General features: G+C 42.9%; 17 protein-coding genes, 3 tRNA genes and 3 rRNA genes. 17 read left to right on the top strand and 6 right to left on the bottom strand.

All coding sequences use genetic code 11. The features are described from left to right. Positions 1-8: 8 nt before the first annotated feature. The 6 genes from L5B76_RS04215 to L5B76_RS04190 all read left to right on the top strand — a co-directional run bounded on the left by L5B76_RS04215 (position 9) and on the right by L5B76_RS04190 (position 3,997). Positions 9-84, top strand: a tRNA-Ala gene (locus L5B76_RS04215). 324 nt (positions 85-408) lie between these two features. Further along, positions 409-3,409: ribosomal RNA gene (locus L5B76_RS04210) — 23S ribosomal RNA — on the top strand. A gap of 134 nt (positions 3,410-3,543) precedes the next feature. Next, a 5S ribosomal RNA gene (rrf, locus tag L5B76_RS04205) occupies positions 3,544-3,659 on the top strand. A gap of 50 nt (positions 3,660-3,709) precedes the next feature. Then, positions 3,710-3,825 (top strand): 5S ribosomal RNA (gene rrf / locus L5B76_RS04200). An 11-nt stretch (positions 3,826-3,836) separates the two neighbouring features. Further along, a tRNA-Asp gene (locus L5B76_RS04195) sits at positions 3,837-3,913 on the top strand. An 8-nt stretch (positions 3,914-3,921) separates the two neighbouring features. Continuing rightward, positions 3,922-3,997, top strand: a tRNA-Trp gene (locus L5B76_RS04190). Positions 3,998-4,423: 426 nt separating this feature from the next. Here L5B76_RS04190 and glpK read toward each other — a convergent pair. Further along, entirely contained in the window at positions 4,424-5,932 is a 1,509-nt protein-coding gene (gene glpK, locus L5B76_RS04185; RefSeq protein ID WP_265754362.1) for a glycerol kinase GlpK, read from the bottom strand. 401 nt (positions 5,933-6,333) lie between these two features. Between glpK and L5B76_RS04180 the strand changes: the two genes are divergently transcribed. Continuing rightward, a complete protein-coding gene (locus L5B76_RS04180; RefSeq protein WP_265754361.1) occupies positions 6,334-7,071 on the top strand; it encodes an MIP/aquaporin family protein in 738 nt (245 codons plus the stop codon). Between the two features lie 68 nt (positions 7,072-7,139). On the opposite strand, the gene tsaA is transcribed toward L5B76_RS04180, so the two are convergent. Next, positions 7,140-7,856: a tRNA (N6-threonylcarbamoyladenosine(37)-N6)-methyltransferase TrmO gene (gene tsaA / locus L5B76_RS04175; RefSeq protein ID WP_265754359.1), complete on the bottom strand. Its 717-nt coding sequence runs from the start codon at positions 7,854-7,856 to the stop codon at positions 7,140-7,142. A 103-nt stretch (positions 7,857-7,959) separates the two neighbouring features. On the opposite strand from tsaA, the gene L5B76_RS04170 reads away from it, so the two are divergent. The 3 genes from L5B76_RS04170 to L5B76_RS04160 all read left to right on the top strand — a co-directional run bounded on the left by L5B76_RS04170 (position 7,960) and on the right by L5B76_RS04160 (position 11,029). Next, on the top strand, positions 7,960-8,865 hold the full coding sequence (locus L5B76_RS04170) for a 1,4-dihydroxy-2-naphthoate polyprenyltransferase (RefSeq protein ID WP_194750869.1): 906 nt from the start codon (positions 7,960-7,962) through the stop codon (positions 8,863-8,865). 50 nt (positions 8,866-8,915) lie between these two features. Continuing rightward, positions 8,916-9,416, top strand: coding sequence for a ribonuclease E activity regulator RraA (gene rraA, locus L5B76_RS04165; RefSeq protein ID WP_265754357.1), 501 nt, complete (start codon positions 8,916-8,918; stop codon positions 9,414-9,416). Positions 9,417-9,640: 224 nt separating this feature from the next. Then, positions 9,641-11,029, top strand: a complete 1,389-nt coding sequence (locus tag L5B76_RS04160) for a DASS family sodium-coupled anion symporter (RefSeq protein ID WP_115248528.1) — start codon at positions 9,641-9,643, stop codon at positions 11,027-11,029. A gap of 124 nt (positions 11,030-11,153) precedes the next feature. On the opposite strand, the gene L5B76_RS04155 is transcribed toward L5B76_RS04160, so the two are convergent. The 3 genes from L5B76_RS04155 to proB all read right to left on the bottom strand — a co-directional run bounded on the left by L5B76_RS04155 (position 11,154) and on the right by proB (position 16,514). Beyond that, positions 11,154-12,920 (bottom strand): cation:proton antiporter, encoded by a 1,767-nt coding sequence (locus tag L5B76_RS04155; RefSeq protein ID WP_265754355.1) that lies wholly within the window; start codon positions 12,918-12,920, stop codon positions 11,154-11,156. 111 nt (positions 12,921-13,031) lie between these two features. Further along, the gene (locus L5B76_RS04150; protein WP_265754354.1) at positions 13,032-15,059 is read right to left on the bottom strand and encodes a BCCT family transporter; all 2,028 of its coding nucleotides are present in this window, start codon (positions 15,057-15,059) and stop codon (positions 13,032-13,034) included. 351 nt (positions 15,060-15,410) lie between these two features. Then, on the bottom strand, positions 15,411-16,514 hold the full coding sequence (proB, locus tag L5B76_RS04145; protein ID WP_265754352.1) for a glutamate 5-kinase: 1,104 nt from the start codon (positions 16,512-16,514) through the stop codon (positions 15,411-15,413). A 158-nt stretch (positions 16,515-16,672) separates the two neighbouring features. Here proB and L5B76_RS04140 point away from each other — a divergent pair, with 158 nt between their 5' ends. Genes L5B76_RS04140 through folA form a run of 3 tightly spaced genes read left to right on the top strand, consistent with a single transcriptional unit; the run spans position 16,673 to position 18,437 of the window. After that, the gene (locus L5B76_RS04140; protein ID WP_265754351.1) at positions 16,673-17,461 is read left to right on the top strand and encodes a threonine/serine ThrE exporter family protein; all 789 of its coding nucleotides are present in this window, start codon (positions 16,673-16,675) and stop codon (positions 17,459-17,461) included. Then, positions 17,458-17,922, top strand: a complete 465-nt coding sequence (locus L5B76_RS04135; RefSeq protein WP_103853895.1) for a threonine/serine exporter family protein — start codon at positions 17,458-17,460, stop codon at positions 17,920-17,922. Before L5B76_RS04140 ends, L5B76_RS04135 begins: the two co-directional genes overlap by 4 nt. 32 nt (positions 17,923-17,954) lie before the next feature. Further along, entirely contained in the window at positions 17,955-18,437 is a 483-nt protein-coding gene (gene folA / locus L5B76_RS04130) for a type 3 dihydrofolate reductase (protein WP_265754350.1), read from the top strand. 73 nt (positions 18,438-18,510) lie between these two features. Here folA and L5B76_RS04125 read toward each other — a convergent pair whose 3' ends face one another. Continuing rightward, a complete protein-coding gene (locus tag L5B76_RS04125) occupies positions 18,511-19,125 on the bottom strand; it encodes a LysE/ArgO family amino acid transporter (RefSeq protein ID WP_265754348.1) in 615 nt (204 codons plus the stop codon). A gap of 153 nt (positions 19,126-19,278) precedes the next feature. Here L5B76_RS04125 and rpe point away from each other — a divergent pair, with 153 nt between their 5' ends. The 4 genes from rpe to L5B76_RS04105 all read left to right on the top strand — a co-directional run bounded on the left by rpe (position 19,279) and on the right by L5B76_RS04105 (position 22,426). Then, on the top strand, positions 19,279-19,953 hold the full coding sequence (gene rpe, locus L5B76_RS04120; protein ID WP_265754347.1) for a ribulose-phosphate 3-epimerase: 675 nt from the start codon (positions 19,279-19,281) through the stop codon (positions 19,951-19,953). Then, entirely contained in the window at positions 19,953-20,627 is a 675-nt protein-coding gene (locus L5B76_RS04115; RefSeq protein WP_265754345.1) for a phosphoglycolate phosphatase, read from the top strand. Before rpe ends, L5B76_RS04115 begins: the two co-directional genes overlap by 1 nt. Before the next feature lie 23 nt (positions 20,628-20,650). After that, positions 20,651-21,652 (top strand): tryptophan--tRNA ligase, encoded by a 1,002-nt coding sequence (trpS, locus tag L5B76_RS04110; RefSeq protein ID WP_046097853.1) that lies wholly within the window; start codon positions 20,651-20,653, stop codon positions 21,650-21,652. A gap of 141 nt (positions 21,653-21,793) precedes the next feature. Continuing rightward, positions 21,794-22,426 (top strand): hypothetical protein, encoded by a 633-nt coding sequence (locus tag L5B76_RS04105; protein WP_265754343.1) that lies wholly within the window; start codon positions 21,794-21,796, stop codon positions 22,424-22,426. Positions 22,427-22,449 lie beyond the last annotated feature (23 nt).

The raw sequence follows: 22,449 nt of genomic DNA, 5'->3' as shown, positions 1-22,449 counted from the left end.
GAATGATTGGGGATATAGCTCAGCTGGGAGAGCGCCTGCCTTGCACGCAGGAGGTCAGCGGTTCGATCCCGCTTATCTCCACCAAATCATTAGTAAGCTCTTTTAAATTAATTACCTTAACTTCCTTAAACATCTAAATCTAGTTTAGGGAATAGAGTGAAAGGAAACTAGAAAGAATTTAGTAATGATAAGACGCAAAGCGTCATATCTAATTTGCTCTTTAACAATGTAAAAACAAGCTGAAAACTGAAGAGACTTTCAAGCTAATGAGAGAGTGGTCATCGTGATAGAGCCATTTTCTTATTAAATTGAATTAGTCTGAGTAGAAAGACTTACTTGAACAAAAGCAAGTAAGCGTTCTCAACGAGAATGAAGAGACTTCAGGGAGAAAAATCCTTGAGGTTGTATAGTTAAGTGAGAAAGCGTACAGGGCGGATGCCTTGGCAATCAGAGGCGATGAAGGACGTGCTAATCTGCGAAAAGCGTGGGTGAGTTGATAAGAAGCGTTTAACCCACGATGTCCGAATGGGGAAACCCGATAGGTGAAGAACCTATCATTGTTTACTGAATAAAATAGGTAAACAAGGCGAACCGGGAGAACTGAAACATCTAAGTACCCCGAGGAAAAGAAATCAACCGAGATTCTGTGAGTAGCGGCGAGCGAAAGCGGAGTAGCCAGTGAGTGATAGCAGCAGAGATAGAAGAATTGTCTGGGAAGGCAAGCGACACAGGGTGATAGCCCCGTATTTAAAATCCAGGCTGTGGTACTAAGCTTACGAGAAGTAGGGCGGGACACGAGGAATCCTGTTTGAAGATGGGGGGACCATCCTCCAAGGCTAAATACTCCTGATTGACCGATAGTGAACCAGTACTGTGAAGGAAAGGCGAAAAGAACCCCGGTGAGGGGAGTGAAATAGAACCTGAAACCCTGTACGTACAAGCAGTGGGAGCCCGAAAGGGTGACTGCGTACCTTTTGTATAATGGGTCAGCGACTTATATTTTGTAGCGAGGTTAACTGAATAAGGGAGCCGAAGGGAAACCGAGTCTTAACTGGGCGTTGAGTTGCAAGGTATAGACCCGAAACCCGGTGATCTAGCCATGGGCAGGTTGAAGGTTGGGTAACACTAACTGGAGGACCGAACCGACTAATGTTGAAAAATTAGCGGATGACTTGTGGCTGGGGGTGAAAGGCCAATCAAACCGGGAGATAGCTGGTTCTCCCCGAAATCTATTTAGGTAGAGCCTTGAGCGGACACCTTTGGGGGTAGAGCACTGTTTCGGCTAGGGGCCCATCCCGGGTTACCAAACCGATGCAAACTCCGAATACCGAAGAGTGATACTCAGGAGACACACGGCGGGTGCTAACGTCCGTCGTGGAGAGGGAAACAACCCAGACCGCCAGCTAAGGTCCCAAAATCTATATTAAGTGGGAAACGAAGTGGGAAGGCTTAGACAGCTAGGATGTTGGCTTAGAAGCAGCCACCATTTAAAGAAAGCGTAATAGCTCACTAGTCGAGTCGGCCTGCGCGGAAGATGTAACGGGGCTAAAATATAGTACCGAAGCTGCGGCATCAGGCGTATCACTAATACGCCTTAACGATTAACCACTTGCGAAGCAAGTGGGTAAAGCGAAAAACACGTTGAGTGTAATGGCAAAAAATCGAAGAGGGATATTAGTGATACGCCTGTTGGGTAGGGGAGCGTTGTGTAAGCGGAAGAAGGTGATTTGAGAGGATTGCTGGACGTATCACAAGTGCGAATGCTGACATAAGTAACGATAAAACGGGTGAAAAACCCGTTCGCCGGAAGACCAAGGGTTCCTGTCCAACGTTAATCGGGGCAGGGTGAGTCGGCCCCTAAGGCGAGGCTGAAAAGCGTAGTCGATGGGAAACGGGTTAATATTCCCGTACTTGGATAAACTGCGATGTGGGGACGGAGTAGGTTAGGTTAGCGTACTGTTGGAGATGTACGTTTAAGTTGGTAGGTGGGTGGACTAGGCAAATCCGGTTCACTGTAAACACTGAGAGATGATGACGAGGCACTAAGGTGCTGAAGTAATTGATACCACACTTCCAGGAAAAGCCACTAAGCTTCAGGTTTATCTAAACCGTACTGAAAACCGACACAGGTGGTCAGGTAGAGAATACTCAGGCGCTTGAGAGAACTCGGGTGAAGGAACTAGGCAAAATAGCACCGTAACTTCGGGAGAAGGTGCGCTGGCGTAGTGTGAAGTTCTTTGCGAATGGAGCATGAACCAGTCGAAGATACCAGCTGGCTGCAACTGTTTATTAAAAACACAGCACTCTGCAAACACGAAAGTGGACGTATAGGGTGTGATGCCTGCCCGGTGCTGGAAGGTTAATTGATGGTGTAATCGAAAGAGAAGCTCCTGATCGAAGCCCCAGTAAACGGCGGCCGTAACTATAACGGTCCTAAGGTAGCGAAATTCCTTGTCGGGTAAGTTCCGACCTGCACGAATGGCATAATGATGGCCAGGCTGTCTCCACCCGAGACTCAGTGAAATTGAAATCGCCGTGAAGATGCGGTGTACCCGCGGCTAGACGGAAAGACCCCGTGAACCTTTACTATAGCTTGACACTGAACCTTGAATTTTGATGTGTAGGATAGGTGGGAGACTATGAAGCGGTAACGCCAGTTATCGTGGAGTCGTTGTTGAAATACCACCCTTTAACGTTTGATGTTCTAACGAAGCGCCTGAAACGGGTGTTCGGACAGTGTCTGGTGGGTAGTTTGACTGGGGCGGTCTCCTCCCAAAGCGTAACGGAGGAGCACGAAGGTTTGCTAATGACGGTCGGACATCGTCAGGTTAGTGCAATGGTATAAGCAAGCTTAACTGCGAGACAGACAAGTCGAGCAGGTGCGAAAGCAGGTCATAGTGATCCGGTGGTTCTGAATGGAAGGGCCATCGCTCAACGGATAAAAGGTACTCCGGGGATAACAGGCTGATACCGCCCAAGAGTTCATATCGACGGCGGTGTTTGGCACCTCGATGTCGGCTCATCACATCCTGGGGCTGAAGTAGGTCCCAAGGGTATGGCTGTTCGCCATTTAAAGTGGTACGCGAGCTGGGTTTAGAACGTCGTGAGACAGTTCGGTCCCTATCTGCCGTGGGCGTTGGAGAATTGAGAGGGGCTGCTCCTAGTACGAGAGGACCGGAGTGGACGCATCACTGGTGTACCAGTTGTCTCGCCAGAGGCACTGCTGGGTAGCTAAATGCGGAAGAGATAAGTGCTGAAAGCATCTAAGCACGAAACTTGCCTTGAGATGAGTTCTCCCAGTCTATAAGACTGTAAGGGTTGTTTGAGACTAAGACGTAGATAGGCTGGGTGTGTAAGCGGTGTGAGCCGTTGAGCTAACCAGTACTAATTGCCCGAGAGGCTTAACTATACAACGCTCAAGGGTTTTGGCTTGTTTTTGATTGAAAAGAAAGAGTAAGAATAAAGACACTTAGTCGGATAATGGAATAGAAATAAGCGAAGTTATCGACTAAGAGAAAAGATATAAAGAATCTAAAGAATTATCTTGGCGGCGCTAGTGCAGTGGACCCACCTAATTCCATGCCGAACTTAGAAGTGAAACGCTGTAACGCCGATGGTAGTGTGGGGAATCCCCATGTGAGAGTAGGACACCGCCAGGTTTTATTTTGTTAATTTATTTTTGTTTAAGTAAATTAACAAAATAAAATTTTTTGGCAGCTATAGTGTAGCGGACCCACCTAATTCCATGCCGAACTTAGAAGTGAAACGCTATAACGCCGATGGTAGTGTGGGGAATCCCCATGTGAGAGTAGGTCACTGCCAATTATCAATTTTGCGGAGCGGTAGTTCAGCTGGTTAGAATACCTGCCTGTCACGCAGGGGGTCGCGGGTTCGAGTCCCGTCCGTTCCGCCAATTCATTTAGGGGCGTAGTTCAATTGGTAGAGCACCGGTCTCCAAAACCGGGTGTTGGGAGTTCGAGCCTCTCCGCCCCTGCCATTAATTATTTCTATAATACATTTTTACAGGTGTGTTATTATTCTTCCGTTATTATATCTGGTTCTGTATTAGATTAGTTCTAAATTCTACACTAAAAGCACAGTGCCTTTAGCAATTTTTTGGTGTTCCAAAGTTAAAACGAAATTTAGCCTGATTCTAGAAATTTTCAATTCCCATTAATGTAATTTCTCGTTTCTGCAAAATCGGTTAGTGATTAATTCTGAATTATCTAAATTCGTTTACACCTAGCACAATGAATTATCTTTATTTTATAGGCTAGCGTAACTGTTAATCTAATACAGTCATAAAATACATTCGAGTCTTCTGTGGGGGTTAAGGAGAATAGTTAGTTGCTGTGGGAAAATCTGCCCCTTAAATCATAGTTTGTGATAAGGAGCAGATTTGTTATTCAATAATGTTTAGTGATTAATCTTCATCTTTTTCCCATTCTAATGCACGTTTCACGGCTTTTTTCCAGCCTTTGTAACGTTTAATGCGTTTAGCTTCATCATCATCTGGCAGGAAGGTGCGTTCAACATCGGCTTTATCACGCAATTCGTCTAAATCTTTCCAGAATCCGGTGGCAAGCCCAGCAAGATAAGCAGCACCCAGTGCGGTAACTTCTTTCACCACTGGGCGTTCAACAGGGGTGTTGAGAATGTCTGCTTGGAATTGCATTAGGAAATTGTTGGCTGTCGCACCGCCGTCCACGCGTAAAGATTTAAGTTTTTCCCCTGAATCAGATTGCATTGCTTCAAGCACATCACGGGTTTGGTAAGCGATAGATTCTAGGGTTGCTCGCACAATGTGATTACGGTTCGCTCCTCGAGATAAACCGAAAATAGCTCCTCTGGCATAAGGATCCCAATAAGGTGCACCAAGCCCAGTAAAAGCAGGAACAACATAAACGCCGTTACAATCAGGCACTTTCTGTGCGAAGTATTCGCTGTCGAAACTATCGTGAACAATTTTTAGTTCATCACGCAACCATTGAATGGAAGCCCCGCCCATAAAAATTGAACCCTCCAAAGCATACTCAGGTTCGCCTTTGGCATTACAAGCGATGGTGGTGAGCAAGCCATTTTGCGATTGTACGGCTTTATCGCCCGTGTGCATTAACATAAAGCAGCCTGTACCATAGGTATTTTTTGCTTGCCCTGCTTGTACGCATAAATGTCCATAAAGGGCTGCTTGCTGATCGCCTGCAATCCCTGCCACGGGGATACGCACGCCCCCTTTACCGCCGATGTTGGTTTGCCCGTAAATTTCGGAAGAATTTCGCACTTCTGGCAACATTGATTTTGGAATGTCCAAAATTTCGAGCATTTTGTCATCCCATTGTTTGGTATGAATGTTAAATAACATTGTGCGAGAAGCATTGGTGTAATCCGTAACGTGTACACGTCCTTGGGTGAGTTTCCACACAAGCCAAGTATCCACCGTACCAAAAAGCAATTCGCCACGTTCAGCTTTTTCTCTTGCCCCTTCAACATTATCCAAAATCCATTTCACTTTAGTGCCAGAAAAGTAAGGATCTACCACCAAGCCTGTGGTTTTGCGAATATAATCTTCGTGGCCGTCCGCTTTGAGTTTATCCGTAATATCCGCAGTGCGGCGGCATTGCCACACAATGGCATTATACACAGGTTTACCCGTTTCTTTTTCCCATACAATAGTGGTTTCACGCTGATTCGTGATCCCTATCGCGGCAATGCTATCAGAAGAAATACCTGCTTTCGCCACCACTTCGTTTAAGGTGGAACTTTGTGTTGCCCAAATTTCCATTGGATTATGCTCCACCCAGCCAGCTTGCGGGTAAATTTGAGTAAATTCACGCTGTGCAATTTCAACCACATTGGCATTATGATCAAGCAATACCGCTCTAGAGCTGGTTGTGCCTTGATCTAAGGCGATGATATATTTTTTCTCTGTCATAACCGATCCTCTTTTGTCTGTTAGATAAGTAAAATGTTGCACCTTTTTACTCGCGAGAACATTAGTTTTGAGCTAAAACGAAAGAATTACCTAAAAGAAAATAATCGAAAACACTCAAGTTTAAAATGAGCAATATTCAAATTTTTGATCCACCTCACAAAATATTTTTATCGCTACCCATTATGGGGTGTTTGATAGATTTCAATAAGAATCAATAAATTAAAAATGTGATCAAGCTAACAAATTGGAGAAAAAGTAGATAAATCCTTACAAAAAGTATTGCTTTATAAGATTTTCTATTAATAATGAAATACGCACCAATAATATTCAAAAGAACACTTTTTGGATCTAAACGAAAGAAAATTACAGATCTCATAAAATGGATTAAAAAGGAGTGCATTATGAATGCTTATCTGGCTGAATTTATTGGTACGGCATTACTGATTTTAATGGGAAATGGTGTCGTTGCAAATGTCTGCTTAAATAAAACCAAAGGGCAAAGTTCAGGGTGGATTGTGATCACCACCGCTTGGGCGTTTGCGGTTTATGTGGCGGTGGTCGTAACAGGGCCTTATAGTGGCGCACATCTTAACCCTGCGGTAACCCTTGGCTTGGCGGTAATTGGCAGTTTTGCGCCTTCAATGATTTTAGGCTATGTAGCCGCGCAAATTGCAGGAGGAATGTTCGGCGCGCTACTTGTGTATATTTTCTATAAAGATCATTTTGCAGCTACTGAAGATCAAGGCTCAAAACGCGCGTGTTTCTGTACAGAACCAGCCATTCGCAACTATGCTAGCAACTTTATTAGCGAACTCATTGGCACCTTTGTTTTATTATTCGTGATTTTCTACATCACTGGCGCAAGCCTGAATTTTCCAGAAGGAAACCCAACCCCTATTGGTTTAGGTTCGCTTGGCGCCTTACCGGTAGCGATCTTAGTGTGGGCAATTGGCTTGAGCTTAGGTGGTACAACAGGTTATGCCATTAATCCTGCCCGTGATCTTGGCCCTCGTCTAACCCTTGGTTTATTAGGTAAAACCTTAAATACAGGTGCAGACTGGCAATACAGCTGGGTACCTGTCTTAGGCCCAGTTACAGGGGCTGTGTTGGCAGGTTTACTGTACAACGCCTTAATGTAAACACGAATAGGAAAAAGGAAAGCGTTCAAATTGGGGATATTTGGACGCTTTTTTATGTGAGGCTAGCCTTATTCTTCTGCAATCTCAATCACCTCCACCCACTCATCACCTTTCACCCACCACCGAACATTAAATTCATGCAATTTCATTCCATAAATACGATCAGATGTTTTTTCTTGTTGATAAGCGGGGCGGGGATCTTGTTGTAGCACTTCCGTGATAAAACGCTGAAAATTTGGATATTTTGCACCGCACTTGATTAATTGCGCTTGAGCCTGTGGGGAAAAGCACACTTGTAGCTTTGCTTCGGGGGGCTGTTGGGCAAAGCCTGAATTGGCATTGGGTTCGCTGTCGGCATAGGCAATATAGGGTTTTATGTCAAAAATAGGGGTGCCGTCCACTAAATCGACCGATCCTAAATGCAACAACACTTCACCTTGATTGATTTCAACGCGTTTCAATTCTACTTTGGAAAGCCCTAAAGGATTGGGGCGATGTGTGGCGCGTGAGGCAAATACCCCAACACGTTGATTACCGCCAAGGCGTGGTGGGCGAACGGTGGGCTGCCATTTGCCTGTGGGGATTTTATCAAACTGGAAAATAAGCCATAAGTGAGAAAATTGCTCCAAACCACGCACGGCTTCAGGTTGGTTATAAGGTGCGAGTAAGCGGATTGTGCCAATGCCGTCTTGCACTAAATTGGGCTGGCGTGGTACGGAAAATTTCTCTTTATAAGGCGTGTGAATAATCCCGATGGGGGAAAGGGTTAAATTAAGTTGCGACATATTTTCCTTAAACAGTTAAAATGGCGAAAATAAATGAGTACAATAGCCCATTCTTTGGGATATTTTACGCCAAAATCAGGATTTAGAAAGATAAGTGAAAAATATGGATAAACAAGTTGTTAAAATGTGGGTGGAAACCGCAAGACCAAAAACCCTGCCTTTAGCCGCCGCTTCGATTGTTATGGGGGCAGCACTTGCCTATTGGGATCATAAATTTAGCTGGCAAATCAGTCTGTTATGTTTGATTACCACCTTGTTGCTACAAATTCTTTCTAACTTTGCCAATGATTATGGCGATCACCAAAAAGGCAGTGATACCGCAGAGCGTATCGGCCCATTGCGTGGCATTCAACACGGCGTGATTAGTGCGCAGCAGCTGAAAAAAGGGCTTATTGCGGTGATCTTAGCAAGTTTATTTTTCGGTTTTCTGTTAATTGGCATTGCGTATCAAAGTTATGCAGATCTCTTGGCATTTTCTCTTTTAGGTGGGCTTGCCATTATTGCCGCGATTACTTATACCGTAGGCGCAAAGCCCTATGGTTATATGGGATTGGGCGATATTTCCGTGCTGCTGTTTTTTGGTATTTTGGGCGTATGCGGTACGTATTATTTGCAAACTCACCAATTAAATTTAATGATTTTTTTACCCGCACTTGCAACCGGGCTTTTTGCTACTGCGGTATTAAATATCAATAATTTACGCGATATTGAGCAAGATAAAAAAGCAGGTAAGAACACCCTTGCCGTTCGTCTTGGGGCGAAAAATGGACGAATTTATCACTGCACTTTATTAGCCGTAGGCGCATTGTGTTATGTGATTTTTGCCTTAGCGAATTTCCACCATTTATTGAGCTTTATTTTTCTTTTGGCCTATCCTTTATTGGTTAAGCACGCCTTGTATGTTTATCGTAGCCAAGATCCCCTGTTATTGCGTCCAATGCTCGGGCAAATGTCAATGTTAGCGCTTTTAACCAACTTACTTTTTAGTTTCGGCTTGCTAGTGGGCTAGCAATAGGCATATACTAGAACAATCATTTTCAGCGTATAACAGGTGAACTTATGTGTATTGATACTTCTACTCTCTGCGATATTTATTTAGATCAAGTTGATGTTGTAGAACCAATTTTTTCTAACTTCGGTGGCTTAACTTCCTTTTACGGCAAAATTACCACCGTAAAATGCTTTGAAAGCAATGGCTTAATTGGCGAAATTTTGGAAGAAAACGGTGAAGGTCGCGTGTTATTAGTGGACGGCGGCGGTGCAGTGCGTCAAGCCTTGATTGATGCTGAACTTGCTCAACTTGCCGTAGATAATGGCTGGGAAGGGATTATCGTTTACGGTGCGGTCCGTCAAATTCAACAGTTAGAAAATTTAGATATCGGTATTCAAGCCCTTGCACCAATTCCAGTGGGCGCAAGTGATGATACGCAAGGGGAAGTCGATGTGCCAGTGAATTTTGGTGGTGTTACTTTCTACCCAGAAGACTATGTGTATGCAGATTTAACCGGCATTATTCTTTCGCAAGAGCCGTTAGAGTTAGAAGATACCGAAGAAGAATAATTTGATTAAGGATTAAGATAATGGCAAGTTTTTCTTGCCATTATTTTTTGTCCTTGTTTTTCCTTTTCTTATCCCTTTGTGCGATTTCCCCAATTATTTTTCTGACCTGCCTCACAAAACCACAAATTTTTTGTTGCTTTTTATTAACAAGTTGATAACGTTAGCTTGTCTTTATGACTAACCCAAAAAAGTTAGTATCCACGTCTTCATAAAGAGGGATTATTATGAACGCAGCAACAAACAATTCTACATCACATCGCAATGGAATTATTCTCCTTGTGGATATGGTGCTTTTCTTTGTTTTATTACATTTTTTACCTTTTGATGCCAAAGCGAACAAAGGCTTAGCAATGCTGGCATTTATCGCCGTGTTATGGCTCACTGAAGCCTTGCACGTTACCATCACTGCGCTTTTAGTGCCGCTATTGGCCATTGTGTTGGATTTGGTTACCACCAAGCAGGCGCTGGTTGCCTTTGCTGATCCAAATATCTTCCTATTCTTTGGCGGATTTGCGCTTGCCACAGCCCTACACCAACAAAATATTGACCGTATGATTGCCAACAAAATTATGGCATTAGCTGGCGGGCGTTTGTTGGTGGCGGTGCTTTATCTCTTTACCATTACCGCATTTTTATCAATGTGGATGAGTAACACTGCAACCGCAGCAATGATGTTACCATTAGCAATGGGGATTTTAAGCCAAATGGATAAAGAGCGTGAGCATAATACCTATGTTTTCGTACTATTAGGGATTGCTTATAGTGCAAGTATCGGTGGTATGGGAACGCTCGTGGGTAGCCCACCAAATAACATTGTGGCAACTCAATTAAAACTCACTTTCTCCGATTGGTTAAGTTACGGTTTACCGGTGATGATTCTATTAATGCCAATTATGATTGGTACGCTATATATGGTATTCCGCCCGAAACTAAATCTCCATTTCAAACAAGATTTTGAAAAAATTGAGTTTAATTCTAAACGTATTATTACCCTTGCGATTTTCGTTTTAATCGCACTATGCTGGGTGTTCAGCAGCAAAATTAACCCAATGCTTTCTTCTTTGTTAGGGCTTGAGAAAAAAATTGCCAGCTTTGATAGTGTGATTGCGCTCTTCGCTGCGGTGGTGATTTGTGCCACAGGAGTTGCTTCTTGGAAACAATTACAAAACAACACGGACTGGGGTGTGTTAATGCTGTTTGGTGGTGGTTTAACCCTAAGTTCCGTATTGCGTGATTCAGGCGCGAGCCGCATTTTGGCTGATGGTATCGTATTCTTAATTGAAGGCGGACATTTCTATCTCATCGGCTTATTGGTGGCAGCATTTATCATCTTCTTAACGGAATTTACGTCTAACACCGCAAGTGCGGCCTTACTAGTACCGATTTTTATCTCCATTGCACAATCTTTAGGAATGCCAGAGCTTGGCCTTGCGTTAATCATCGGCTTAGGGGCATCTTGTGCCTTTATGTTACCAGTCGCCACACCGCCAAACGCCATTGTATTTGGTACTGGCGAAGTGAAACAACGTGAAATGATCCGCGCAGGTATCTTGCTCAATCTCATTAGCGTATTTGTGATTGGTACAGTGGCTTATTTAATGTGGTTTAATTAACGACAAAAATGGGGGATTGATTCCCCCTGATAGCAAGATGCGTTGTGCATTCTTTATCTAAATAGAAAAGTGCGGTGAAAAATTTCCATTTTTCCACCGCACTTTTTCTTATCTCATATTGTAATTATTCTTCCGCTACCAGCGCTACAATACGACAATTTGTTGGCACGCTATTTTCCTCATTGATAATAGAAATAAAGCCTTTATCATCAATGGTATAGAGCGGGACAAATTGTTTGTTGGTCGCTTTATAGTCTTGATAGGTATAGCTATCAGTGAGGTTGGTTACTTTAATTCGGGCATTTCTTGCTAGCATACTGGCGAGCTTCGCGTAGGTAACGTTTTTACCGAATAGCCAGTTGGAGCGGTAGTTATCTTGAATATCGTAACGCTCCGTTTGATTGCTATCATCACTGAAACGAATACGGTAAATGTTTTCTTTATCAAATTCGTGGCGATAATGAATTTCCGACAAGGTGTTGAGTTCTTTGTCCGTACTAATAGCGAACATATTGCCCAACCCGATAAGATCCAAATGCCCATCGGCGTGGGTGGAAACCGGGTTGCCGTAGTAAGTGCGCAGCCCCAACATTCTGGCTTTCGCCACTTCGTTATAATGGCGGCTTGCCACCAACACGTCCACATTTTGATCTTTTAATGATTTCGCAATTGCCAACGCCACAGGGTTTGAACCAATAATCAACACGCCTTTGTACACCGATTCTTGCACATTCAGCAATTTTGCAATGGTTTTTGCCCCTAAGCCTTGAATTAGCACTGTACCAATAATAATCGTGAATACTAACGGCACGAGCAATTCCACGCCTTGAATTTGGGTTTCTTGCAATTTAATCGCGAACAGAGAAGAAATGGCTGCGGCGACAATCCCGCGCGGGCCAATCCAACTAATCATCAACTTTTCATTTAAGGTTAAACTTGAGCCAATAGAGGAAAACCAAATGGCAAGCGGACGGGCGATAAACATTGCCACGAATAACAGCAAAATGCCTGCCATTCCCACGCTAGCCAGATGTGCCAAATTAACTCGTGCAGCTAAAATGATAAATAGAGTGGAAATGAGTAAAACAGTCAGAGATTCTTTAAATTCTAAAATATGATCTTTAGGAAAACCTTTCCAGTTAGCTAATGCCACACCTAGCACGGTTACCGTTAATAACCCTGACTCGTGGGCGAAATGGTTTGATGCCGTGAATAACAATAAAATGTAAGCGAGTACGAACACGTTGCGTAAATATTCAGGGATCATATGGCGTTTAATCAGATTAGCCAGCAACCACGCGCCCGCCATTCCAATCACACTTGCCACTGCAATAATTTTTGCAAAGGTACCAATTTCGCTAGATTGCCCACCTGAAATGATGTATTCATAGACTAAGACTACTGCAATCGCACCAATTGGGTCAATGATAATGCCTTCCCATTTGAGAATATTGGCGATGTTGCTGTTTGGGCGAACGCTACGCAGCAATGGTACAATCACTGTTGGGCCTGTTACGCACACCAATGTACCGAAAAGCAGGGCAATGCGCCAATCCACATCAAACAGAAAATAAGTGGCAACAGAAATCACGCTAACGGTGATGAGCATTCCGAGCGAAACCAAAAGTTGCACCACCTTGCCGTGTTGTTTTATTTCGTCAAATTCCAGCGTCAGCGCCCCTTCAAAAAGAATCACGGCAACGCCAAGGGAAATAAACGGAAAGAGCAAATCGCCCAAAATCACATCGGGATTAAACAAGTTCAGCACAGGGCCGACAATAATCCCAATCAGCAATAAAAATAAAATTGAGGGCTGTTTCAAATACCAAGCTAGCCATTGTGCCACAATACCCAAGCCAACAATGGCAGATAAGATAAATGCGGTATCCATAAAGTTCTCCATAAACATCAAAAGCGAGAAAAGCTCGCGTAAAAAAGTGCGGTGCAAAATTCTATCATTTTTTTGACCGCACTTTGTTTTTATTCATTGCTATCGCTTAAATTATTCCGCCAGCTCCGTTTGCTCGTGCGACATTAGCTCTTGCCCCACATCGCCAAGCAGGCTGATATAGCGTTCGTATTGACGCAAAATATCGGCGATCAGTTCATCTCGCGTCATATATTGCACATCATAGCCCGTACGACCGTCAGCGAAGTAAGTCATCGGCTGGTAAGTGACGGAATGCTGAATATGCGGGAGATTTTCATCATCAACCAACTGCGAGGCAATTTCGTGGCTTACGGATTTCACTCCATAGATAAAATCACGCATCGATTCTTTTTTGATGATCAGTTCCACGCTTGGTTCTTCTGCCTCAAGCGATGGCACAACGTCCACATTCAGGCTGTAAACTTCCACTAACTCTTGGCGTAGCTCACGCATTGCAGGCAAGGCGGTGCGTTTTAGGAATTTCACAATATCCTTTTCCTGCGTTTGGTTGAGCATTTGCCCTAAGCGATCTTTCCATTTTTCCCCTGTCCATAACAAACTGGTTGGGGTGACTTTGGCGGCGAAGTATTTTTGATCCGCATTCAAGCCTTTCCATAGGCTCACACACATCACTAACATCAGCATTGCAAAGGGCAGCGCCACCAGTAAAGTCATTGTTTGTAGCGTGCCTAGCCCGCCTTCACGCATTAACACAATGGCAAGCACCATCATCACTAAGCCCCACATCATCGCTTGCCAACGTGGTGCGGAAAGGCTTTTATCGCGCGATGCCATATTATTTAGCACATAAATTCCTGAATCTGCTGAAGTGATGAAAAAGAGCGAAATAATCACTAAGGCTAACGTGCCAGTGAGGGCAGAGAGCGGTAAATAATCTAAGAATTTAAACAATAATTTTTCTGGCGCAGAAGTAAATTCGTGCAATGCACCGTTGGCAACGTTTAATTCTAACCAAATGGCGCTATCACCGAACACTGTAAACCATAGAATACTGAATAAACTTGGCACGGCTAGCACACCGAAGATAAATTCACGAATAGTGCGACCACGGGAAATACGCGCGATAAACAAGCCCACAAACGGCGCCCAAGAACACCACCACGCCCAATAAAGCACTGTCCAGCCCGTGAACCACGCGGTGTTTTCTGTTTCGTACGCATAGGTTTTAAAACTTAAACGCACTAAATTGCTTAAATAAATTCCAATGTTATCGCTAAATGTGGTTAATAAATAGAGCGTTGGGCCTGTAACTAAAATAAACAGCATCAGGGTTAAGGCTAAGCCTAGATTGATTTCACTGAGTAATTTCACGCCCTTTCCCACCCCAGAAATGGCGGAAAACACAGCAATGGACATTACTACAACGATAATAATGGTTTGTAGGCCGAAGCTATTTTCTTGCACCACGCCAAGTTCCGTTAGCCCCGCACCAAGCTGCGCAGCACCAAATCCGAGGGTGGTGATAATCCCGAATAGGGTGGCGACTAACGCCATAATATCAATCACATCTCCGATCTTGCCGTTAATACGATCTTTCAATAAAGGATAAAAGCAAGAACGCAACGCCAACGGCAATTTATAACGGAAACCAAAATAAGCGAGCGCTAAGGCAATCACGCCATACACTGCCCAAGCGTGAATGCCCCAGTGGAAAAAGGTATGCAATAAGGCTTCTTGTTGTTTGTGTTCGGCAGATCCTGTGGTGATGGTGGAAAAATAATGGGTGAGCGGTTCAGCCACTCCAAAGAACATCAACCCCACCCCCATCCCAGCGGCAAACAACATCGCTAGCCAAGAAAGGAAAGAAAATTCAGGTTCTTCTTCATTGCTCCCCAGTTTGATATTGCCCAAACTACTGACAGACAGCACAAACAAAAAGCAGAGAAAAATAGAAAATGCCAAAATGTAAAACCAACTAAAATTAGCGAATACTCCCGCTTTCGCCCAATCTAAAAGTGCGGTGGTTTTTTCTGGCAAAATTAACGTTGCCGCGAGCAACAAAATAACCAGTAATAAAGTTGCCCCTATAACAAAGGGGTTAAACGATGATCTTTTATGAATAAAAGCAGAAAAAGACACAACAATTATTCTCCTCTCAGTCTGTGTTTTTATTAATGTAAAACCACCGCACTTTTTGTGAAAAAGCGATGATATGAATTAAAGCAATATTGTTTTTGTATTGAAAATTTTTTCAACATTTTATGATGGCGTACATAGCAGTACAAATAGTAGGAAAACACATAGTTTTTTGATATGAAATCCTTAAAAACTGATACATTGTAGCATAAAATATCGAATTTTAAAAATTAGTATAAATTACCTTTAAAAATCAATGAGATATGAAATGCTGAAAAAGAAAAGGTGAGAGAAAATTTAAGAATAAAAAAGGAATAATCATTATCTTGATTATTCCTTATAAAGCGATAATTTTTATAATACGATCATATCATCACGATGTACCGCGACAGCGCCATATTCATAGCCCAAAATTTGTGGAATCTCTTGTGATTTTTTGCCTTTAATTAAATTTAACGCATCGCTGTTGTAGCGTGGAATTCCAAGGGCGATAATGTTGCCGTTAGGCTGTTGGATTTTCACCACTTCGCCACGAGAAAAACGCCCTTCGATTTGTGCAATGCCTGCTGGAAGTAAGGATTTATGCTGAATTAGCACCGCACTTGTTGCACCTTCATCAATGATAATCGTGCCTGCTGATGGCGCGGCAAAAAGCCATTGTTTACGGCTTTCAAGGCGATCCGTTTGCACGGTAAATTTGGTGCCAATATTTTCGCCGTAAGCCAGATCCACAATTACATTTGGGCGATTACCCGGTGCGATAATGGTTTCCACGCCTGAACGGGTGGCAACATCTGCGGCGATCACTTTTGTGGACATTCCGCCTGTACCAAGATTTGTGCCACTTCCGCCTGCGATTTGGCGAATAGCATCGGTGATTTTTTCTACCACTGAAAGCAATTTCGCTTGCGGATTGTTTCTTGGATCGCTATCAAATAAGCCTTGCTGATCCGTGAGCAAATAAAGTTGTTCAGCTTGTGCCAAAATCGCCACAAGCGCCGATAAATTATCGTTATCACCAACTTTAATCTCGGCAGTGGCTACTGCATCATTTTCATTAATCACGGGAATAATGCCGTTATCTAATAAGGCGTTAAGGGTGTCTCGTGCATTGAGAAAACGCTCGCGATCTTCAATATCGGCTCGACTAAGCAAAATTTGCCCAATATGAATATCGTAAATAGAAAAAAGCTGTTCCCACGTTTGAATAAGCTGGCTTTGCCCCACGGCGGCTAATAATTGTTTTGAGGCAATGGTAGGCGGAAGTTGTGGGTGGTTGAGATAATCGCGCCCTGCCGCCATTGCGCCAGAAGTAACAATAATAATGCGAAAGCCTGCTTGGTGCAGTTGGGTGATTTGTCGCACAATTTCCATCATATGTGGACGATGAAGCTTGGTTGTGCCTTGGGTTAAGGTGCTTGTGCCAAACTTCACCACGATGGTTTTCTTTTGTTCCATACGAAATTTTCCTGTTAATGTTGAATGCCCGAAACCCTACCATTAAATGAGAAAAATTTCATTAAATTTTCACCGCACTTTCTATGATTTAAAACAATCTTTATTACCTAAAAAGCGTTATAATATCGACATTTTTTAATCAACTCATCTTAGCCAAAATGTCAGAGCAAAGTCGTATTGAACGCCAACGTGAAGTAACAAGGTTATGTATAAAAGTCGCATTAATGCTACTTCAACACGGGGCAGAAAGTGCCGTTGTGGTACAAATGTCGCATAGATTAGGACGCGCCTTGGGAATGGATAGTGTGGAATGTGCATTAACGCCCAACGCTGTGATTATCACCACGCTATATCATAATCATTGCATTACCACCGCACGCAAAAATGTGGATCAGGGTATAAATATGCATATTGTTACGGAAGTGCAGCGGGTGGTGATTACTGCCGAGCATCGCATTTATGATATTCATCAAGTACGTAAACGCCTTGAGCAAATTAAACCGTTTAAATATAACCGCTATCTCGTGGTGCTGATGATAGGCTTATCCTGCGCCTGTTTTGCCCATTTATCTGGCGGCGATATTCGGATTTCACTCATCACCTTTGTTGCCGCGGCCGTTGCGATGTTTATTCGCCAAGCTCTTGCCCATCGGCATTACAATCCGATTATTGTGTTTTCCATTACCGCCTTTATCGCATCAATTATTTCAGGAATGGCGCTGAAATATCAGTTAGGCAATGATCCGCAAATCGCCCTTGCTTCTAGCGTGCTGTTGCTCGTGCCGGGCTTTCCATTGATTAATTCACTGGCGGATATTCTCAAAGGCCACGTTGGTATGGGCTTAGGGCGTTGGACGATTGCCACCATTCTCACCTTTGGTGCGTGTTTGGGCATTGTTTTTGCCCTTGCGCTTTTGAATATTCCCTATTGGGGAGAATTAAAATGACCTTATTGCTGAATTTATTCGATGATATGCTATTCGCCGCCATTCCTGCGGTGGGCTTTGCTTTAGTTTTTAATGTTCCGCCTAAGGCCTTGAAATATTGTGCCATTTTAGGCGCATTAGGACACGGCTTACGAACTCTGTTAGTACATTTTGATGTGCCCTTAGTGTTTGCTACCTTTGCAGGCGCAAGTTTAATTGGTTTTATCGGCGTGCATTTATCCCATCGTTATCTTGCTCACCCAAAAGTATTTACCGTTGCGGCGATTATTCCGATGATCCCGGGTGTTTATGCTTATAAAGCGATGATCGCCATTGTGCAAATTCATCATTATGGCTTTTCCGATGTGTTATTTGCCCAAATGATTGATTATTTTATTAAAACAGGCTTTATTTTAGGCGCATTGGTTTTTGGCCTGGCGCTACCGGGCTTATTGTTCTATCGACAAAAACCTGTAATATAATAGACAAAGTAAGGTAAGCAAAAGGAAAGCAAATGACCCTGAGTTTAATTGTGGCAATAACGAAAAATAATGTGATCGGTAAAGATAACCAAATGCCTTGGCACTTGCCTGCGGATCTTGCGTGGTTTCGCCAAAATACGCAAGGCAAACCCGTAATTATGGGGCGAAAAACCTTTGAGAGCATTGGTCGCCCGTTGCCAAAACGCACCAATATTGTGCTTTCCCGTTCCTCTTTTCAGCACGAGGGCGTGATTTGGAAAAGTGATTTTGCAAGTGCGGTGGATTCTGTCAAAGATTTTCCCGAAATAATGCTTATCGGCGGCGGTGAGCTATTTAAACAATATCTTCCTATCGCGGATAAACTCTATCTTACTGAAATTCAAGCAGAAATTGACGGCGATACGTTTTTCCCACACATTGATTGGGCAGAATGGCAAATTGAATTTGAACAATATCGCCCCGCGGATGAAAATAATCCTTATGATTGTCGGTTTTTAATTTTGCAACGGATTTAGTGGCTTTCTTTCTAGCAAAGAAGAGTAAAGTGCGGTGCATTTTGCTCGACTTTTTGCATTTTATTTATATAAATTAAGCAGATAAAGCGTAACCTAGCAAGCTAAAGGCAATAAACCACATAATGATCCCAGTTGAGCAATCCAACAAACGCCAAGTGATTGGTTTTTGGAAAAAGGGAATCAGCAATCTTGCGCCATAACCTACACTGAAAAACCACAACCCTGACGCGGAAATCGTGCCGAGCAGAAACGCGGTTTTATGCTCAAGACTTAAGGTGCCAGCAATACCGCCTACGATAACAATGGTATCCAAGTAAACGTGCGGATTAAGAAAAGTGAGCGCGAGGGCGATCGCCACCGTTCTTTTAAGGGATAAGCTTGCTCCTTGTTCTAAGGCGAGCGCGGTGTTGTTGCGATAAGCGGAAAGGAAAGCGCGGCCACCATAAACCAGCAAAAATAATCCTCCCACTAAGGCTAATACCACACTGGCGATTTTTTCTTGGCTGATGAAATGCCCTAAGCCAAACACGCCAAGGGAAAACAACAAGCAATCACAGAGAAAAAATAGTACACAAAGCACGAAAACGTGCTGTTTGAGCAAGCCTTGTTTCAGTAAAAATGTGTTTTGCGCGCCAATGGTGGCGATAAGCCCAAAGCACATTAAAAAGCCTTGTAGATAAAATTCCATTGCTTTCCTCTAGTTATTCCCTAATGATTTAAAACGGCGATTATAAAAGCCACAGGTGAAAATAATCAATCACAAAGGGCAAATTTCCTTAAACTTTGCCTTATTAAGTAGTACACTATCCGCCATCGTTTTTTGTGATTTTTGAGGGATAAAATGAAACCTTTTTTAATTGCACCATCTATTTTATCAGCGGATTTGGCGCGCTTAGGCGAAGACGTGGAAAACGTGCTAAAGTGCGGTGCAGATTTAATTCATTTTGATGTAATGGATAACCACTATGTGCCGAATTTAACCTTTGGCCCTGCAGTGTGTAAAGCCTTGCGAGATTATGGTATCAGTGCGCCCATTGATGTGCATTTAATGGTGAAACCGGTAGATCGTTTAATCCCTGATTTTGCTAAAGCTGGGGCAAATTACATCACCTTTCACCCTGAAGCCACAGAGCATATTGATCGATCGTTACAACTTATCCGTGATAATGGCTGTAAAGCGGGCTTGGTATTTAATCCCGCTACGCCATTAAGCTATTTAGACTATGTTATGGATAAAGTCGATATGATTTTACTGATGTCAGTCAATCCCGGTTTTGGCGGTCAGTCTTTTATTCCTTCTACCCTTGAAAAATTAAAACAAGCACGCCAACGCATTGATGAAAGCGGTTTCGATATTCGTTTGGAAGTCGATGGCGGTGTGAAAGTGAATAACATTGCAGAAATTGCACGCGCAGGCGCAGATACCTTTGTGGCAGGATCAGCCATTTTCGATCAACCCGATTATCAAAAAGTCATTGACCAAATGCGTCAAGAATTAAGTAAGGTAAGCAAATAATGACATCACAATTTAAACTTATTGGTTTCGATTTAGACGGCACGTTGGTGAACAGCCTGCCCGATTTAGCCCTTTCAGTCAATTCAGCTTTAAACGAAGTGAATTTACCCTCCGCGCCGGAAGAATTGGTACTCACTTGGATCGGCAATGGTGCTGGCGTATTAATTGCACGAGCGTTAGAATGGGCTGTGGCACAAACAGGCAAAACATTAAGTGCGGTAGAAATTGAGCAAGTAAAAACGCGTTTTAATTTTTATTATGGCGAAAACCTGTGTAATCTCAGCCGTTTATATCCTAATGTGAAAGAAACGCTGACTGCGTTAAAAGCACGTGGCTTTATTTTAGCTGTGGTAACCAATAAGCCAACGCAACACGTTCTCCCTGTGCTAAAAGCCTTTGGCATTGATCATTTATTTAGCGAAACCTTGGGGGGACAATCCTTACCACAAATCAAACCGCACCCTGCTCCCCTTTATTATTTATGCGGTAAATTTGGCTTATACCCAAAACAAATGTTATTTGTAGGGGATTCAAAAAATGACATTATCGCTGCCACTTCTGCAGGTTGCCCAGTGGTAGGATTAACTTACGGCTACAATTATAATATTCCTATTGCAGAAGCCCACCCTGATTGGGTGTTTGACGACTTCGCACAAATTCTGCAAATTGTTTAATGTGATTCAAAAAGGATATAACAATGACCAAACCTATCGTATTTAGTGGCGTTCAGCCCTCTGGTGAATTAACCATCGGTAACTACCTAGGCGCATTACGCCAATGGGTAAAAATGCAAGAAGATTATGAATGCCTGTTTTGTATCGTGGATCAACACGCCATCACAGTGCGCCAAGATCCGCAAAAATTACATTCTGCCACCCTTGATGTGCTAGCCTTATATTTGGCTTGTGGGATTGATCCTGAAAAAAGCACGATTTTTATTCAATCGCACGTTCCAGAACACGCTCAGCTTGCGTGGGTGCTAAATTGTTACACCTATTTTGGTGAAATGGGGCGTATGACTCAGTTTAAGGATAAATCCGCACGCCACGCCGAAAATGTAAACGTTGGATTATTTACCTATCCTGTTTTAATGGCAGCAGATATTTTGCTTTACCAAACCAATCAAGTGCCAGTGGGGGAAGATCAAAAACAACATTTAGAAATCACCCGTGATATTGCACAGCGCTTCAACGCCCTTTATGGTGAGCATTTTGCTATTCCAGAAGTATTTATTCCGAAAGCGGGTGCACGCGTAATGTCCTTACTTGAGCCAGAGAAAAAAATGTCGAAATCAGACGAAAATCGCAACAACGTGATCGGGTTGTTAGAAGATCCAAAATCTGTGGTGAAAAAAATTAAACGTGCGGTAACGGATTCTGACGAGCCGCCTGTGATTCGTTATGACGTAAAAAACAAGGCAGGCGTGTCTAACTTGTTAGATATTTTGGCGGGTATTACCGGTAAAAGCATTGCTGAATTAGAAGCAGAGTTTGAAGGCAAAATGTACGGTCATTTAAAAACCGCCGTTGCCGATGAAGTGTCTGCAATGCTCACCCAGTTGCAAGAGCGCTATCACCATTTCCGTAATGATGAAGCTTTATTGCATAAAATCGCTGCCGAAGGGGCAAAAAAAGCACAAGCACGCGCGAAAGCCACATTAGATGCAGTGTACAAAGCTATCGGTTTTGTTGCGCCTTAATGCTTATCGCGATTTCATTTTAATCATAAATTAGGCGAAAAATTCGCCTAATTTTCACCGCACTTTCTTTTGCAATGAACTATTGTTCTGCAATGCAATCTAAATAAACACTTCATTTAATTAGTATTAGAAGGAATTTTAATGAAACTATTCAAAGTGCTTTTGCTTAGCTTGTTTGCTTTGCCTAATGCCTGGGCAAATTTAGATACCAATATCAAATACAGCTCAAATTATTTAATGCCCGCTTATGTGCATTTTAACGCCAACGGATCGCAATATCGCGTTGATGCTAAGATCAATATTCCGCTGTATAACATTGAATTCAAATCCGTTGGGACACAAAGCAAAACGGATTTTAAAATGATCAATTACCAAGATGTGCGTAATGGTAAGCCTTATGCCAAAACGATCATCAAAGGCAATGAAATTGCTTATGGTAAAGTGAAAAACGGTTTGAAAAGCGAGCCACTTGAAATGCCAACCTTTGATTTATTCACTGTGGCGTTCCAGCTTAGCTATTACGATAAATTGCCGCAAAATTTCCAAATTACTAACGGCAAAAAATTGTATCCAATGAAAAATGTATTGGTGAAAAAAAGCGAACGAAAAGTAACGCGAGATAATCAATCGCACACCGAAATCACCTATCAATTTCGCACGGGTGAAAAATCTTTTGTAGTGAAAAAATACGCAGGCGAACAATTCCCACGCTATATTTCCTACGACAAAGATGGCGATCATTACGAATTAACCTTTAGTGAGTTTGTGAAATAAGGCTAGATCGCATCACAAATAAA

The sequence above is a fragment of the Avibacterium sp. 21-594 genome, from assembly GCF_026226815.1.
Lineage (GTDB): Bacteria > Pseudomonadota > Gammaproteobacteria > Enterobacterales > Pasteurellaceae > Avibacterium > Avibacterium avium.
The sequence above is the reverse complement of the archived record's forward strand: the minus strand, read 5'-3'. Positions and strand labels throughout refer to the sequence as shown.